General features: G+C 48.8%; 14 protein-coding genes. 3 read left to right on the forward strand and 11 right to left on the reverse strand.

The features are described 5' to 3' along the window. Positions 1-118 precede the first annotated feature (118 nt). The 8 genes from CLOSYM_RS19685 to CLOSYM_RS19720 all read right to left on the reverse strand — a co-directional run bounded on the left by CLOSYM_RS19685 (position 119) and on the right by CLOSYM_RS19720 (position 9,002). Complete coding sequence (locus CLOSYM_RS19685; RefSeq protein ID WP_003504756.1) at positions 119-1,954, reverse strand: thiamine pyrophosphate-binding protein; 1,836 nt, start codon at positions 1,952-1,954, stop codon at positions 119-121. A 125-nt stretch (positions 1,955-2,079) separates the two neighbouring features. Then, the gene (locus CLOSYM_RS19690) at positions 2,080-2,991 is read right to left on the reverse strand and encodes a LysR family transcriptional regulator (protein WP_003504755.1); all 912 of its coding nucleotides are present in this window, start codon (positions 2,989-2,991) and stop codon (positions 2,080-2,082) included. 81 nt (positions 2,992-3,072) lie between these two features. Continuing rightward, positions 3,073-3,984, reverse strand: coding sequence for a DMT family transporter (locus CLOSYM_RS19695; RefSeq protein WP_044902976.1), 912 nt, complete (start codon positions 3,982-3,984; stop codon positions 3,073-3,075). A 158-nt stretch (positions 3,985-4,142) separates the two neighbouring features. Beyond that, entirely contained in the window at positions 4,143-5,270 is a 1,128-nt protein-coding gene (locus CLOSYM_RS19700; protein WP_021643500.1) for a TRAP transporter substrate-binding protein, read from the reverse strand. A 151-nt stretch (positions 5,271-5,421) separates the two neighbouring features. Next, complete coding sequence (locus CLOSYM_RS19705; protein WP_021643501.1) at positions 5,422-6,720, reverse strand: TRAP transporter large permease; 1,299 nt, start codon at positions 6,718-6,720, stop codon at positions 5,422-5,424. Further along, entirely contained in the window at positions 6,720-7,277 is a 558-nt protein-coding gene (locus CLOSYM_RS19710) for a TRAP transporter small permease (RefSeq protein ID WP_009298880.1), read from the reverse strand. Before CLOSYM_RS19710 ends, CLOSYM_RS19705 begins: the two co-directional genes overlap by 1 nt. Before the next feature lie 30 nt (positions 7,278-7,307). Next, a complete protein-coding gene (locus tag CLOSYM_RS19715) occupies positions 7,308-8,171 on the reverse strand; it encodes a shikimate dehydrogenase family protein (RefSeq protein WP_003503343.1) in 864 nt (287 codons plus the stop codon). Positions 8,172-8,195: 24 nt separating this feature from the next. Further along, positions 8,196-9,002 carry a sugar phosphate isomerase/epimerase family protein gene (locus tag CLOSYM_RS19720; RefSeq protein ID WP_021643502.1) on the reverse strand — a complete coding sequence of 269 codons (807 nt, stop codon included), beginning with the start codon at positions 9,000-9,002 and terminating at the stop codon, positions 8,196-8,198. A 354-nt stretch (positions 9,003-9,356) separates the two neighbouring features. Between CLOSYM_RS19720 and CLOSYM_RS19725 the strand changes: the two genes are divergently transcribed. Then, positions 9,357-10,280, forward strand: coding sequence for a hydroxymethylglutaryl-CoA lyase (locus CLOSYM_RS19725; protein WP_021643504.1), 924 nt, complete (start codon positions 9,357-9,359; stop codon positions 10,278-10,280). Between the two features lie 322 nt (positions 10,281-10,602). Here CLOSYM_RS19725 and CLOSYM_RS19730 read toward each other — a convergent pair whose 3' ends face one another. Continuing rightward, entirely contained in the window at positions 10,603-11,460 is an 858-nt protein-coding gene (locus tag CLOSYM_RS19730) for an isocitrate lyase/PEP mutase family protein (protein WP_044902978.1), read from the reverse strand. Between the two features lie 432 nt (positions 11,461-11,892). Here CLOSYM_RS19730 and gdhA point away from each other — a divergent pair, with 432 nt between their 5' ends. Then, positions 11,893-13,227: an NADP-specific glutamate dehydrogenase gene (gene gdhA / locus CLOSYM_RS19735; RefSeq protein WP_021643507.1), complete on the forward strand. Its 1,335-nt coding sequence runs from the start codon at positions 11,893-11,895 to the stop codon at positions 13,225-13,227. A 93-nt stretch (positions 13,228-13,320) separates the two neighbouring features. Here gdhA and CLOSYM_RS19740 read toward each other — a convergent pair whose 3' ends face one another. Next, on the reverse strand, positions 13,321-14,172 hold the full coding sequence (locus CLOSYM_RS19740) for an AraC family transcriptional regulator (protein ID WP_044902980.1): 852 nt from the start codon (positions 14,170-14,172) through the stop codon (positions 13,321-13,323). A gap of 93 nt (positions 14,173-14,265) precedes the next feature. Next, a complete protein-coding gene (locus CLOSYM_RS19745; protein WP_021643509.1) occupies positions 14,266-15,177 on the reverse strand; it encodes a LysR family transcriptional regulator in 912 nt (303 codons plus the stop codon). Between the two features lie 156 nt (positions 15,178-15,333). Here CLOSYM_RS19745 and CLOSYM_RS19750 point away from each other — a divergent pair, with 156 nt between their 5' ends. Continuing rightward, entirely contained in the window at positions 15,334-16,677 is a 1,344-nt protein-coding gene (locus tag CLOSYM_RS19750; RefSeq protein ID WP_021643510.1) for an MATE family efflux transporter, read from the forward strand. Positions 16,678-16,687 lie beyond the last annotated feature (10 nt).

Below are 16,687 nucleotides of genomic sequence, written 5' to 3' on the forward strand. Positions count from 1 at the left end.
GGCGGCGTCCTCACCTGCTTAACTAAATCTCTACATAAAATAGAAAACGGGCAAAGCCATCCCAGCTTTACCCATTTTCTATTACATTATTATGAACTGAAAATCATCTCACTGCCAATTACTTTGCATTATGCGATTTCGCATGGCTTGGCGCCACGAATCTTCCATTCTCATCTTTAACAAGTTTACCCTCTTTAACAAGATTATTCGGGCTGAAGATATCGTTGATATTCCAGCATCCTGGTGTAGGAACAACGATGTTTTCCATCGGTGCTTCCACGAGGAACGGTCTTCCCGCCTTATTGGCCTCGATTGCCCTCTCCAGAGCCGGTTTGAATTCATCGGCGGACTCAACACAGACAGACTCAACACCGTAAGCTTTGGCCACATCTGCCCAGCGTGGTGTGTAGCTCTCGCCTTCCGGCGTAAGGAATACGGTACCGAACTTTGTCTGGTAATTTGCATTTTCAAGTCCGGCAATTGTACCGAACGCAGAGTTGTTCATAACAACCCATGTGCAGGCGATTCCCTGCTCTACCGCCGTCGCAAGGCAGGTCGGGTTAACGCCGAAGCCGCCGTCGCCTGTGAGAGTAAGGCAGATCTTGTCAGGAGCCGCAACCTTGCCGCCCAGTACGGCTGACGCGCCGAAGCCCATGGTAGCCAGACCGGATGAATGGTGGATCGTTCCCGGAAGCGTGATGTCGAACTGCTGCGCAACACCGTTCTTATTCCAGCCTACATCGGTGAAGATTACCGCATCCTCCGGAATAACTTCCTTGACATCTTTTAAGATACGCTGAGGTGTCATCGGGAAACGGTTGTCATTGGATATGTCAACATTGGTTGCTTTGAAAGCTTCTTTTGCTTTTGCAATCTCTGCTCTTAATTCAGGGTTCTTCTTTCCTTCCGGACAAATCTTTTTGACCTCTTCGAGAATCTGTGCAAGACCAATCTTCAGGTCGCCGATAGCGCCGATCTCAACCGGATAGTTACGGCCGATTTCCATTGGATCAATGTCAATCTGCAAGAACGTGGTGTGAGCCGGATCGAATGTTACTCCAGGGTACCAGCTGGAACTGTCTGCCTCTGCAAAACGTGTTCCGAGTCCAAGGATTACATCGGCTTTTGTCGTAATTGAATGTGTAAATTCAAGTCCCCAGAAACCGGTCTGTCCAATCATCAGCGGATGGCGGTCGGAAAGGCATCCCTGTCCCATCAGTGTACGGGAAACCGGAATATCAAGGAATTCTGCAAGCGCTGCAAGCTCTTCGGATGCCTGGGAAAGCAGGATACCTCCGCCGGCGTGAAGCACCGGGTTCTCAGCCTCAACCAGTTTCTTTGCGATTGCCTTGGCGGCAGCCGGATCCAGCGCCGGACGCATGGTCAGATGGCTGTCTTTGTAGGTACGATCCCACAGATAATCTTCCATCTCACGTGAGAACATATCCATCGGCATGTCAATCAGGACAGGTCCCGGACGGCCGGACTCGGCAAGTCGGAATGCCTTATCCATGATGTCGGGAAGGGCCTCCACATCGTCCACGCGCCATGCTCTTTTTACAACCGGCTCAAGCATTTTATACTGTGTCGCATCACCGTGCATGTTTACTTCCTGATGAGGATGGCGGCCATAATAATAGCTGGGAACATCACCTGCAATAACAACCATGGGAATGGAATCAAACGCGGCATTGGCAACTCCTGTCAGTACGTTTGTAAGTCCAGGCCCCAGATGGCACATAACAACAGACGCTTTATGCGTGATTCGTGCATATCCGTCGGCTGCGGTTGATGCCACTGCCTCGTGACGGTTGGAAATGTATTTAACTTTTTCGCTGCGGGACAAAGCGTCCAGCATACCGATTACTGTATGTCCGCAAAGGCCGAATACATATTTGACGTCGCGGCGTTCAAGGTAATCTACCATTAATTCAGAAACCAGCTTCTTACTCATAGTTCTTCCTCCATTATCAATCTTTCTTATATATTTATTTTTATTTTACTGTTCAAGTACCATCCGTGTAACAGTTCACGCTGTCTGAACTGTCACCCATCTACAAATATAACAGCTCTTTCCGGTTACATCAGGCCATGGTGTTCCATGTATTGGTCGAACACCTCTCCGCTGCGGATGACATAATCACGGAAATACTTTGCTGCCGGAGGGATATACCGCTCCTTATTCCACTGCAGATACAGCTTACGCTGGGGAATATCATTGGCAATAGGGAGAATCTGCGTATTATATGGCGCCCCGGAAAGTGGATATGGTACAATAGCCACCCCCCGTCTGGCTGCAACCATTCCATGAATAATCTGGTCGCTCAATGTCTCCATAACCATATTCGGCCTGACTCCCAGCTCTTTAAAAAGCTCATCCAGCTGACTTCTCAGCTGTCCGCTGGGGTCAAATGCAATATAGTTTTCGCCGTCAAGCTCTTTTAAGTCCACACACCCTTTACCTGCCAGCCGGTGGCCTTCCGGCACCAGCAGCACCAGGCGGTGTGTTCCTATATAGGCCGCCTCTATCTGCGGATGCTCCAATTTTGTTGACAATATCAAATCAACCGCACCGTCAAGCAGCATGTTGTAAATTGCTTTCCATCCTTCCTGGCTGTACTGAAACTGTACACCCAGACGGTTGGTCTCAGATTGATAGCGCACCATGAGATCCGGTGCAAATTGTGCCATTGACGGAAACCCTGCCAGGGAAATGATTCCCTCGTTCGGGTCGATATACCCTTTTAAAGTAGTAATGCCGTCCTCCAGTGAATTTATTGTCCTAATAACATATGGCTGGAATATTTCACCATATTTTGTCAATTTAATGTTGCGCCCCTGACGTTCAAAGAGCTGAACCCCCAATTCATTTTCCAGTTCTTTGATGGCATGGCTCAGGTTCGACTGACTTACATGCAGCTTTTCTGCTGCCCTGGTATAATGTTCAAGTTCTGCAATTGTGTTAAAATAGTACAGCCACTGCAAATTCATATGTAATCCTCCTCCAGGTTTTAAATGCGGTAAATTTTCCCTTCACTATTATCTATTAGTTCTCAGGAAACCGCAACCTGTTTAGACGTTGGAGGATTCTTTTGCCGTCAGCGCCTTATCCATTTGGCGCGCCTCCCATGTATTAAGAACCACGTCAAGAGAAATCAGCATCAATCCGATGAAAAATGCAGGGGTAAAGGTTTCTCCCAAAAGCCAGGCTCCTAAAAGAGCTGCAAAAGCAGGCTGTAATGGGTAAAACAGGGAACAGGTGCTGGCAGGCAGCATGGACAGACATTTTGTCCAGGTATACTGCGCCACACCGGAGCCCGCAAATCCAAGATACAGGATTATTGCCACTCCAAGCGGAGTAATCGTAACCGGCCGGGTACAAACAGTCACTATACCTACCGGTATATGAAAAATCAAGCTGATGGCCATACTGTAGGTGGTCACCAGTACTGCCGGATACTTTGCCGTCAGCCTGCGCATATATACGGAAGCTGCCGCAAAGGACACGACTCCTACCAGAACTACCGCAATTCCCATCGTCTCTCCCTGGGTGGAAGCGCCGCTGGTGATGACAATAGTCCCCGCCAGTGCCAGTACAAGGCAGAGGCATTTTACCGGGGTGATTTTCTCCTTGAGGATAATAGCCGCAAGAATAGTCACCGCTACCGGTGTCATGGCATTAATCAGGGCTGCCATAGAGGCTCCCGTCAGTGCTATGCCAAGCTGAATCATCTGAACCGTCAGGAAATAGCCGAGCGCGCCTACAAGAAAGAAGTACTTCCTGTCCTTCCTGTCTATCTTTGTTTTCAGGTGCTTACGCGACATGAAATATAAAGGAATCATCGCAGTCACGCACCGCAGGCATGCCACCAGAGAAGCCGGTACATCGTCCGAAATCATTTTTCCGGTAACATAGATACTGCCCCAGATAAAGAAGGTAAAAAAAAGTAATGCAAACGCAAGTTTTTGGTTGCTGCGCGCCATATCTGCCTCCTGATTCATGCAGCGGAAACCATATTCTGTTGTCCGCCGCTGTCAGTGAACGGATATTCCCGGACGGCGGCCGTTTAACCGCCGTTCCGGCAAAAATCCATTTATTGCTGCTTTATAATACTGTTCCGGTCGGTTTCTGATATCCGGATTTACTTTGATGCGCTTTCCAGAGCTTCCTGCAGAGTTGTTCCAAGGCCGTTTACCTGGCTGTCGATATCCGAATACAGCTTTTTAACTGTGTCAAGATTAAGAATCTCATCATAGAATGCATTGTCATACTCAATAAGAGTCATGCCTTTATCTACAAGAGTCTGCTTATTCTGCTCATCGATCTCGGAAAGCTGCGGGCGAAGCTCTGCCAATGCTTCGGTAACTGCCTGATTCAGAGCTGCCTGGTAAGCCGGGTCAAGGGAATCATATGCTTCTTTGTTGATTGTCATCTGGTTTGCATACAGAATATGGTTCGTGCAGGCAAGTACTTTCTGAACCTCGTTCAGGTTAGCGCCTACGCAGGTATCCGCGGCATTCTCCTGTGCGTCGATCGTGCCGCTCTGCAGTGCGAAGTAAACCTCGGACCATGCAAGAGGTGTCGGCTCGGCTCCGATAGCTGTCCAGAATGCCATATGGTTGCTGTTGTTCATTGTACGAATCTGAAGAGCCTTGAAATCCGCAAGCGTATTCAGTTCTTTGTTGGCTGTTGTCAAACGGTATGTAGCGTTCTGAAGAATGCCGAGGTAGTGGAAACCTGCAGCCTCAAAAGCTGATGAAAGCTCGGTGTGGAACGCAGAATCTCCATTTAAAACACCGTCAATCGTATCACCGTCATACTTCGAAAAAACCATAGGAAGATCGAATACGGCTGCCTCCGGAACGAACGATACGAGCGGAGCTGTCTGGCATACTACAATCTGGATATCGTTTGACTGCATCTGGCGAAGAATATCACCGTCGTCACCCAGTTCGCTGTTTGGATGATAATCAATTGTCAGCTTGCCTCCGGTAATCTCATCTACCTTAGCTGCTACCAGCTCACCGAAGAGCTGTCCCGCAGCGCCTTTACTTGTGTTGTCGGCTCCAATCAGTTCCACATCATCAAGTCCTTCAAAGCTGCTTGTATCGACATCGGCCGACGCCCCGCCTTCGGCTTCACTGCCCTCTGCTGCCGGTGCCTGAGTTGGCGCTGTTGTTGTTCCTGTGCTGCTGCCTCCGCAGGCTGACAGTGATGCTGCCATTGCCGCCGCCATAAATAATGCTGCTGCTTTCTTCATTTTTCTCATTAAAATACTCCTCCTTTAAATTGTTTAATATTTACTTTAGTTACTATTGTTTTATAAAGCTATACTGTAAACAGTAGCTGTAAAACTCCCCCGTCAAACGGTAACCTGCACGCTCCGCGCACATGTCACCGCCTTCAATCCAAATCTGCTTTTATTTAAGCAGATTCGGCAGGAATGTGGAGAACCACGGTACATAAGTGATAATAACTAATGCTACCAGGAAAGCTATCATAAAAGGAACGGCTTTCCTTGCCACAGACATCGGAGGCTCTTCTGCGATATTTCCGGCCACAAACAAATCCAGTCCAAAAGGCGGAGTTGCAAGACCAATGGAAAGACAGCAAACCAGAACTACACCGAAGTGTACCGGGTCTACACCCAGAGCCTGAACGGCCGGGAGAAGCACCGGAGCCAGGATGATAATGGCTGGGCCTGTATCCATGACCATACCGAGAATCAGGAAGATGATTGCCAGTACGGTAAGTACCACGACACCGGAATGGAAGTTGCCGAGGATAAAGTTCTCAACAATCTTTGTTGCCTTTGTAAGGGACAGTACACGGCCGAAGGCAGTTGCAAACGCAAGCACGAAGGCGAGGCCGCCGTATGTTTTTACCGACTCACAGAGGAACGGAATCAGTTCGTTTACCTTGATCGATTTGTAAATGAACAGGGAAACGATAATTGCATAAAAGACGGAAAGTGTTGCCGCCTCGGTAGGTGTAACAAAGCCTGTGTAGATACCGCCAAGAACGATTACCGGACACAGAAGAGCCCAGAAGCTGTCTAAAAACAGTTTTAAAAATCCGGCAGAGCGAAGCTCTTTCATTCTGGCATTAATTAAATCGCGGTCCTCTCCGTGGCGTACACAGTAATATACCGCATATACCATCAGGAACAAACCAATCAGGATACCGGGGAATACTCCGCCAAGGAACAGGTCTCCTGTGGAAACGCCGGTTGCCAGTGAATACAGCACGAATGGAATGGACGGCGGGATGATAACTCCAAGACCTCCGGCTACTGCAATCAGGCCGGCACTCCATTTCTTCTCATATCCCAGGTCGGTAAGGAAAGGAACACACATGGAACCAACCGCTGCGGTTGTCGCAGGACCGGAACCGGAGATAGCGCCATAGAACAGACATGTCAGGATTACCGCACAGGGAAGTCCACCCGGCATTCTTCCGGCAAAATAAGAGAAAAAGTTAAACAGTTTTTTGGAAATTCCACCCTTTGCCATGATAACGCCGCCCAGAATGAAAAGCGGTACGGCCAAAATCGGTGTGGAGTTGGCACCTGAAAAGGTGTTATTTAAAAGCTGGACAACGGAACCGCCTTTTCCCATTAAGAAAATCGGAGCTATCGAACCCAGAATCATGCTGACGCCAATCGGTATGGATACCGCTATTGCAATCAGGAAAACTACAAATACCAATAATGCAGGCATTATTCTTCTCCTCCTTTCGCCAGGGCAGCTTCTTCTGCTGCGTCTCTCATCGTCTGTTCAATCGTTGTTAATTCTTTTTCATTAAAATGTGTAACGTGGATGTACATCTGCTGTAATCCGCGGAGTACCGCAAGAACAAATCCAATCAGCATCACGCTGTACACAATCCACATAGGCCACAGCATAGCCGGTGAAGCCTCACCGCTGGCCTGAATGCCGCCTACCACTGCTACGGAATGATAAGCCAGAAGACCCATACATGCCGTTGTCACAATATCCACCAGGATGTTGACTGTCTTACGCACTGCGTTAGGCAGCATATCCAGAAGAACGCCTACACGAAGCATATTTCCCATTCTGATTGTATATGGAAGAGAAAGAAACACACTCCAAATCCAACAGAAACGGCAGAACTCCTCTGCCCAGGTCAGAGACGGTATCCACGGAATTTTGCGGATAATTACCTGAAGCAGACTGACACAGGCGATTACTACGAGAAGGATAACCAACAGGAATTCTTCCATGTGTTCATCCAACCATTTGACTACTTTCATCATATACCTCCTTTTTTATAACCCCTTATAAAATCAAGCTTTACTTTCGGCTACGATTTTTAAAAGTTCCTGACGCATTACCTCTACCGGAGCTTTCTGTCCCGTCCAGAGTTCAATCTGGGCAGCCCCCTGATATAACGACATTCCCAGACCGTTCAGGATCCGGCAGCCTTTTTCCTCGGCATCCAGAAGGAACTGAGTCTTGGCAGGATTGTAGCATGCATCGAAATAAAACTGGCTCGGTTTGATATATTCCTTTGGCAGAAGGCTCTGGCCAATCGTGGAACCCATTCCCACGCCACTGGCATTCAGCACGACATCACAGGCAGCCAGTTTTGAAAAATCTCCTAATGGAACAAATTCAGCTATCGGAGCAAATTTCTCATTTATATCACCGACAAGCGATATTGCACATTCCTCATATGCATCCGTTATGTAAATCTTGCGCGCTCCATGGTAAGCAAGAATGGAACACATGGCACGGCCTGCGCCGCCTCCCCCGAAACAGAAGAATACGCATTCGTTAACCTTGATGCCTCCCTCTTCCGTCAGGGATGTGTAGAAACCAACTCCGTCCGTGTTATAACCTACCAGCTTTCCCTCCGGCGTCTTTACCACCGTATTGCTGGAACCCATCTTCTCGCATAAAGGATCCAGTTCATCCAGGTACTCAAGTACTTTGACTTTATTCGGCTTTGTCACTGCGCATCCGGCAAAATTCATATACCGGAGGCTGTTAACCACTTCTCCCAGATGTTCATTATCAATCTCAGTATAGAAATAGCACATATTCAGTCCGGCAGATTCATAGGCTTTATTCTGCATTCTGGCTGCGAAGGACTGACTCAGCGGTGTGCCCAGCAAGGTGATCATCTTTGTGTTGATATCAATATTCATAAGCTTCCCTCTTTCTTATTTCTGTTATAATCCGATTCTCTTGAATACGGCCTTTGCATGGTCCAGACACCGTTTTGCATGACCTGCGCCGCCGTATTCGGCTATGTATTTCGTATTGGGAAGTTCGATGGAACAGGTGTTGGCCGGCAGAGCCTTTAAGAGATCCTCCAGAGCCGCAACTCCCTCACCGCAGTATTCACGGCCTTCACGGACAATCTGGGCAATTTCCATTCCCTGCGTATCTTTCGGACAGTCGCAAAGGTGGATTACGCCAAAGCGCTCCGGGTCAAGTCCCTTAATCTTCTCTCCTGTGACGTTATCCCAGTGACAGTATATCATATCCATAAGGAGTTTAAGGTTCGGCGCATTCACTTTATCCTGAATCGCAATCGTCTCATCTAATGTGGTCAGCCCTGAAACAATCGGGAACTCCAGGTTGACAGTCAGTCCGAACTCCCTCGCCTGCTCACAGATGCTGCCGTACTGCTCTGCTGCAAAAGAATGATCCTTTGTCCAAACACTGGAAAGAACATCGGTCGCTCCCAGTTCTGCACCGCACTCAAATGCCTTTCTGTAATCACCTGGAAGATCTTCGCGGACCCGCACAAGCTCAATGTCGAACAGCTTCATGCCGGAGTCCTTAAGGGCTTTTTTGATATTCTTAAACAGCTCCGGGTCTTTTTCCAGACAAGTCTGAGGTTCTCCGGGCAGCCCCATCGGAATAGTACGAAGACTTACATAGTCATAACCAGCCTCTGCGGCAATCCGAATCTGATCAAACGGATTCACTCCCGGAATTGTGAGATAGGCCAGGGAAAACTTTCTTTCCATTAACGATTCCTCCTCTTTCTATATTCATTCTTTAGTTAATTCAACCAATACTTGCTTTCTGTATTTACATTCTATTGGATTATTGCACAAACGTCCAATGGACAGTTTTCATGAACTCATCAATAATTTGCATGATTTCGACATATTGTTCAATTTCACTCATAGAAAAACAGCATATTTTCCAAGTTTTGAGTGGATTAATCGTTTTTATTAATGATTCCATTTATATTTAACATTGGATTGAAAAAAGAAACTCCGATATACTGAATTTACAAGAACAATACAGACTGGGGCAGTGCGCCTGCATCCTCCCCGGCCGGAAAATTACAACCCACTTAAAGGAGGAACTATTCTATGAAACTTCCCTCATCAATTACGCTGTGTGAGGTAGGCCTGCGTGACGGCCTTCAGAATGAAACTTATATCTTAAACACCGAGCAGAAGCTGGAAATGCTGCGCGGACTAATTGATGCTAAATTCCCGGTAATTGAGGTTGGCTCCTTTATGCATCCGAGGGCTGTGCCTCAGATGGCGAACACCGACGAAGTATTCAAGGCCATCGGTGACGTTCCGGGCGTTGAACTCCGGGCCCTGATTCCAAACCTGCGCGGAATCCAGAGAGCGATTGACTGCGGCTGTAAAAAAGTGAAGCTCAACGTCTCCGCCAGCCGCCAGCATAACCTGAAAAACCTGAACATGACGCCGGAGGAGAGCGTAGCGGGATTTGCATCCTGTGTGGACGCCGCAGGTGAGAATGGTATTGCAATATCAGGTTCCATCTCAATGCCTTTTGCCTCCCCATGGGAAGGCCGTATCACAGAGGAAGACGTAGACGCCATCATCGAGGCCTACCTCAAGGTGGGAATCACTGAAATCTCCCTGTCGGACACCTCCGGTATGGCCGTTCCAAACCAGGTTTACAACCTCTGCTGCCATATAAAAGAAAAATACCCGCAGGCAACCTGGTGGCTGCATTTCCACAATACCCGCGGCCTGGCTATGGCAAATATCATGGCGGCCATGGAAGCAGGAATGGACCGTTTCGACAGCTCCTTCGGCGGACTGGGCGGATGCCCGTTTGTCCCCGGTGCGGCAGGTAACATCTCAACAGAGGATGTTCTCCATCTGTGCGAGGAATCCGGTATTGCTACAGGTATTGATATCACCAAAGTAATCGAACTTTCCAGGAAACTGAAAGAACTATTAAATCACGATATGGACAGTTACATACTGCGTGCAGGCCGTTCCTGTGATTTAATCCAGTCCAATCAGGATTAACCAAAAAAGTCCGCGGCGTTTATGATTCGGCCAATTCGGAAATCATAAATGCCGGGGACTTTTTTCTATAATAATAAGCTTTCAGTCCGAAGCGGTAACCTGCAAGCTCAGGTCTCCGCCATCAAAAAGCTCAGCCCCGGCAGAATTAAATTCTGCCGGGGCCGGCTTCTTCAGGGGAATTATATCTTACGGTAAAAGTATGCCGGGCACACTTCACCGCTATCAATAAGATACTCCTGCCGCCGGCTGTCCGGAATGCACATTTCCATCATGCCTTTTTGGGGATAGCTTAACAGGAATATCGTTATCGGCGTTTGGAGGATTAAACTCTTAAATACTTATCAACCAGTTCTTTGTAGTAATCTGCTCCGATAAATTTCAGGTAGTCGGCAAAAGCCATAAACTCTCCGTCGTATCCCTCGTCTGTCTCATTCTCCTTAATATGTTTTAACAGAGAGAGAAGGGAGGCTGTCTGTGCAAAAAGGCAGCTTACCGGGAACGTAATGATCTTGTAGCCCAATTTACCGCAGTCTGCGGCTGTCATTCCGTCATTGATTCCTTTATTAGCATACAGGCCCAGATGGATCGGCCCGTTTACCCTTGGGGGAAGGGCCTCCAGCTCCTGACGTGATTTCGGCAGAATCTTAACCATATCAGCACCGGCTTCCATATATGCGTTGGCTCTCTCAATTGCCTCCTCAAACGGTGCGTCGGTACGCGCTATAATTACCATATCCGGATCCTCGCGGGTCGCGACCGCAGCCTCGATTTTTCCAACCATCTCATCAGTGCTGATAAGCTCCGGAGCTTTAATAAACGGACAGTTCGGCGGCTGTTTCTGGTCCTCTATAAACAGGCCGGCCACACCTGTCTTCTCATACTCTTTTACTGCGCGGATTACATTGAGGGCGCTTCCGTAGCCTCCCTCGGCGTCGGCGAGAATCGGTATGTCAACCGCGTCAACCATTTTGCTGAGTATTGATACCGTCTCATTCAGGGCGAGAAGTCCCGTATCAGGCTGTCCCAGCACTACCCCGTGCATTCCGTACCCGGTTGTGCCTGCAATTGAAAATCCGGAAGCCTGGATCGCCCTTGCGCTAAGCGCATCATATGCACACGGCGCAATCAGATAATCGTTTTCTGCAAGAAGCCGGCGGATCTTTTTACTCTGTTTTCCCATAATAAACACCTCTTTCTTCTGACCTGTCTTTAGCCGCCGCGCCAAACCTTGCGGCTTTGAATTGTTTTTATTATATCCCTGCTTCCCCTTTGAAGTCTAATACCTGTTTTATATGGGATTGATAGAATGACTCTATGAAGAAAAATCGGGCTATGTTGCATTTTTTACAAAGATCAGCCTCAATAATAATAGATAACTATCAATATAATACAAAACATTTTGTCTTTTCGCACATAACAGGATTGTATTTACAAAAATGCAAAAGTAATCTGATTATTCTTCTTGACTTTAACTTGCTACCATGCTACAATGCTGAACATTACACAAATACGAGGGTCCAGGCAGCATGCCATAAGCTCTGTTGCTCTGTTAACACGGCGTGGAAGGCGGCCGGAAGTGTAACGCAAGATTGCATGTGAGGAGGAAGAATCTATGTCGTATGTCGAAGAAATCTACAACAAAACAGTGAGGGAAAATCCTGGTGAAAAAGAATTCCATCAGGCAGTGAAAGAGGTATTGGATTCTCTGAAGCTGGTAATTGACGCCAACGAAACACAGTACAGAGAGACGGCTCTTCTGGAGCGTCTCGTAGAACCGGAACGAATTATCTCCTTCCGTGTTCCCTGGGTGGACGACAAAGGCCGTGCACGTATTAACAAGGGCTACCGCCTGCAGTTTAATAATGCAATCGGGCCTTACAAAGGAGGCCTCCGCTTTCATCCGTCGGTTAACCAGGGCATCCTTAAATTCCTTGGATTTGAACAGACATTTAAAAACTCTCTGACCGGGCTGCCTATCGGCGGCGGCAAAGGCGGCTCTGATTTTGATCCGAAAGGCAAATCCGATCACGAGATAATGGTATTCTGCCAGAGCTTTATGACAGAACTTTATAAACATATCGGTGCCGACCAGGACGTTCCCGCAGGCGACATCGGCGTGGGAGGAAGAGAGCTTGGCTTTATGTACGGCCAGTATAAGCGCCTGACCGGCCTCTACGAGGGTGTGCTGACCGGAAAAGGTTTAACCTACGGCGGTTCCCTGGTGCGCACCCAGGCTACCGGCTACGGCCTGGTCTACATACTGGAAGAAATGCTGAAAAGCCACGGTATCAGCCTGGAGGGCAAGACGGCAATTGTGTCCGGCTCCGGCAATGTAGCAATCTACACCGTGGAAAAAGCCCAGCAGCTTGGTGCAACAGTTGTGGCCATGAGTGACTCCAACGGTTACATTTATGACAAAGACGGTATCAGACTTGATATTGTGAAAGAGATTAAAGAAATACGCCGCGGACGTATTAAGGAATATGCTGATGAGGTACCGGGCTCCGTGTATACGGAAGGAACAGGAATCTGGTCCGTTCCGTGCGACATCGCCCTGCCGTGCGCAACCCAGAATGAACTTAATCTGGAGGATGCAAAAACACTGAAAGCAAACGGCTGCATTGCTGTTGCAGAAGGAGCCAATATGCCGTCCGATATGGAGGCTACCGAGTTCTTCCTGGACAACGGCATGCTGTTCATGCCGGGAAAAGCGGCAAATGCAGGCGGTGTTGCCACCTCCGCACTGGAGATGAGCCAGAACAGCCTCCGCATGAGCTGGACATTCGAAGAAGTGGATGAAAAACTCCATGATATCATGAAAGGAATCTACACGAAAGTGGCAGACGCTGCAAAACGATACGGCGTTTCTGGAAATTATGTTGCCGGAGCCAATATCGCAAGCTTTGAAAAGATTGCAAATGCTATGATGGCTCAGGGATTTGTATAGGCACCGCCTTCAATCAAAAGAAGACAGGACGCGATTTTGATATGCGTCCTGTCTTTTCGATATAAGCAGCCTGTGTATGGCTCCTCCATTACGTTACTGTTTCTTCACTACCGGAATCCATACCTCATACTTCGCATTTTCCGGATTGGGGCTGATGTATACCTCAATGTCGGGAGCGCTGCCGTATTCATATCCGGATGTGGGCAGCCACTCTGTCACGATGCGCCGTTCCAGATCCTGAACCGACAGATTGGTTCCCGTACCCGGAAAAACTGCCCATGTGGACGCCGGAACCCGGTACTCTTCGAACGGGGCCTCCGCCGGCCGGGTACCGGAAACAGCGATAAAATATCTCCAGTCCTCCTCATTATTGCAGATGCTTACTCCCAGCAGGCCGGCCGGCTGGCCTTCAATCATCGATGCCAGCTTCTGTATCGTTCCGTCGGCTGCCGCCTTTCCCCACATCTGCGGTACAACCGCAAAATTTTCTTCCAGATTTTTACTCATAGACTGTGCAATGCCGATAATACGAAATGCCTCTTTTTCTTCGATTCTGTAATTCATTCCTTCCACTCCTTTAATCGTGATTGCAAAACTGAGCGGAGGATAAGATTTTACCGGAGTTCCCTTCTTTTTAGCTGCCGAGGGCGTAATTCCCTGCACGCTCTGGAATGCGCGGTTAAATGCCGTCGGAGAAGCATAGCCGTACTTAAGGGCAATGTCGATTACTTTTTCATCACTGCTCTGCAGCTCCACCGCCGCCAGCGTCATCCGTCTGCGCCGGATGTATTCGGAGAGGGGGATGCCTGCCATATACGTGAACATCCTCTGAAAGTGATAAGCAGAACAGCAGGCTATCTTCGCTGTCTGCTCAAAATCAATCTCCTCGGTGATATGCTCTTCGATATAGCTCATTGCCTTATTAAGGCGTTCTATCCACTCCATCTTTATTCCTCCTGCCTGTATGCTACATACAGATTCTACATGCTTTTCGTGTTCATTTCCTCTCTTTCCCTGCACAAAAAAGAGAGGCCGGTGTTACGGTTCTTCCGTCAGCGGCCTCACATGGCGGCCCATCTCCCTAAGCCTCAGCAGCTCCCGGTTCACTGCTTCGAGGAACTGCTGCGCCTGCTCTATCCGGTATATCTTTCTCTTCAAATAATAGATAATTTGCGGCGGAGGCCCCTCCTGCATCGGCCGGATTCTGATTCCGAGTCGCTCTCTCAAATGCAGGGCAGCCGTGGCCGGAACAACCGCCCAGACATCCTGAAACCTCAGAAAATATTCCAGCAGCGACATCTGGTCTACCACCATCCTGGATCGTGCGGTAGAGTTAAACCAGTATTCATGCCACATATCATATTCCGGACTCCAGGGCAGACGAATCTCATCGGCCGGGTTCAGTTCAGACGGATGTCCGGCATCGACATACCTGCCACCCGGTCCCAGCGCAAGCAGCATATCCTCGTTGAACAAAGGAACTGTCTCCCCCCCCCTCACATTCATGTCATCGGAAATCAGGGCCAAATCAATCCTGCCGTCCGCCACATGCCCATATGCCTCCTGAGAATGGTAATTCGAAAAGTTCAGCAGACAGTCCGGATGCTTTAACATAAATCCGGAGCAGACAGCCGGGAACAGATAAGTACTGACACTGTTGACGGCCGAAATACGCAGTACCCTGTTCTGTTCTATCCCATCGATCTCCCTGGCCTCTTTCCAAAGCTCGAGATAGCGTTCCGCAACCGGTACGAATGCCTCACCCTTGGGCGTAAGCCCGAGTTCACGCAGCCCCTTCCCCCGTGTTATCAGCCTGTATCCCAGTTCATGTTCCAATGCCTGAATCCGCTTGCTGAGCGCCGGCTGCGTCACATACAGCCGTGCAGCGGCGGATGAAATATTCCCTGCCTGCAGGACCGTTAGAAATGCTCTTATCTCCGCTTCCGTCATCGCCTCATCCCCTATCAGCCTATAATATAACTAATTCTTTATATTATAGAACTAGATTCGGAATTTTACAACAACGGAACCGGGTTTTATAATAGAGTCGTTACATCCGGCCTTTGGCCAAACCACTGCCATGTCTACAGAAAGCAGGTATTTAAAATGAAAAGAGAAGCCAATCTTCTGAACGGGAGCATCTACTCAAGCCTACTGTGCCTGATGGGGCCTTTGATTATCGGAAATATATTCCAACAGCTTTATAATACAGTTGATGCAGTCGTAATCGGAAAATACGCAGGCCTCGAGGCCTTTGCGGCCATCGGCGTATCCGGCACAATCATGAATCTCTTTCTTTTCGTGATCAGCGGCTGCTGCTCCGGAATTGCCATCATTCTGGCCCGGTATTATGGGGAGCGCAATTACCTCTGCTTCCGCAATGAAGTATTTATGGCGTTTGCTCTGGGCGCTGTGGGAGTATTCTTTATAAGCCTCCTGGCATTTTTCTGCACCGATGGGTGCCTACGCCTGCTTCAGACACCGCAGGAGGTGGCGGCCAAAGCTTCGCTCTACCTTAAAATCATTTTTGCAGGGCTGGTTCCGGCATTCTTTTATAACCTCAGCTCAGCAATCCTCCGCTCTGTCGGCAACACGGTCGTAGCCCTGCTGATTTTAATCTGTACAATCATATTGAATTTTGCCCTGGATTTGATTTTCATCAGGAATTTCCATATGGGTATTGCAGGCGCAGCGGCCGCCACCATTCTGGCCCAGACGCTGTCGGCAGTCCTTGGCATCTTCTACCTCATAAAAAAATATCCGAGCCTCTTATTTGGAAAAAAAGATATGTATTTTAATAAAAACCTGTTTTACAAGACTCTCCGCTACTGTTTCGTCTCCGCGCTCCAACAGGCCAGCCTGTATCTGGGCAAGCTGATGGTGCAGGGTACAGTCAATTCCATGGGCACCGAGATGATTTCAGCCTACACTGCCACCACAAAGGCGGAGGGCTTTGCCAACTCCTTCGGCGACAGCGGTACGGAAGCGCTTTCCGTTTTTATCGCCCAAAATACTGGGGCCGGTCAGCATGAACGGGTGAGACGCGGTTTCCGGAAAGGTTTTATCCTGTTGGCCGTCATGGGAATATCCCTGTCCCTGGCCATGTATGGTACCGCCGGCTTAAGCGTATCTTTCATCTCCGGCACCGATAACCCAGCCGTAATAAAAGAGGGAGTGCGCTATATGGCAGTCATCTCTCTCTTCTATCTCTTCAATTATATCGGAGCCGCCTACGTCGGCTTTTTTAACGGCATCGGAAAGGTGGGGATATCGGCCGTCAGCGTCGTAATCCACATCACTATCCGTGTGATTCTCGCCCGATGCCTAATCGAACGGCTGGGACTTGCCGCGGTGGCCGCCGCCACGGGCTGCGGCTGGGCCGCGCTCGTCCTGTGCCAGACAATCCTATATTTCGCCCTACGGAAAGCTTTGTCTAAAAACAGAGGTTGATATCCGAAGC

The organism is [Clostridium] symbiosum ATCC 14940 (genome assembly GCF_000466485.1).
Taxonomy (GTDB): Bacteria; Bacillota; Clostridia; order Lachnospirales; family Lachnospiraceae; genus Otoolea; species Otoolea symbiosa.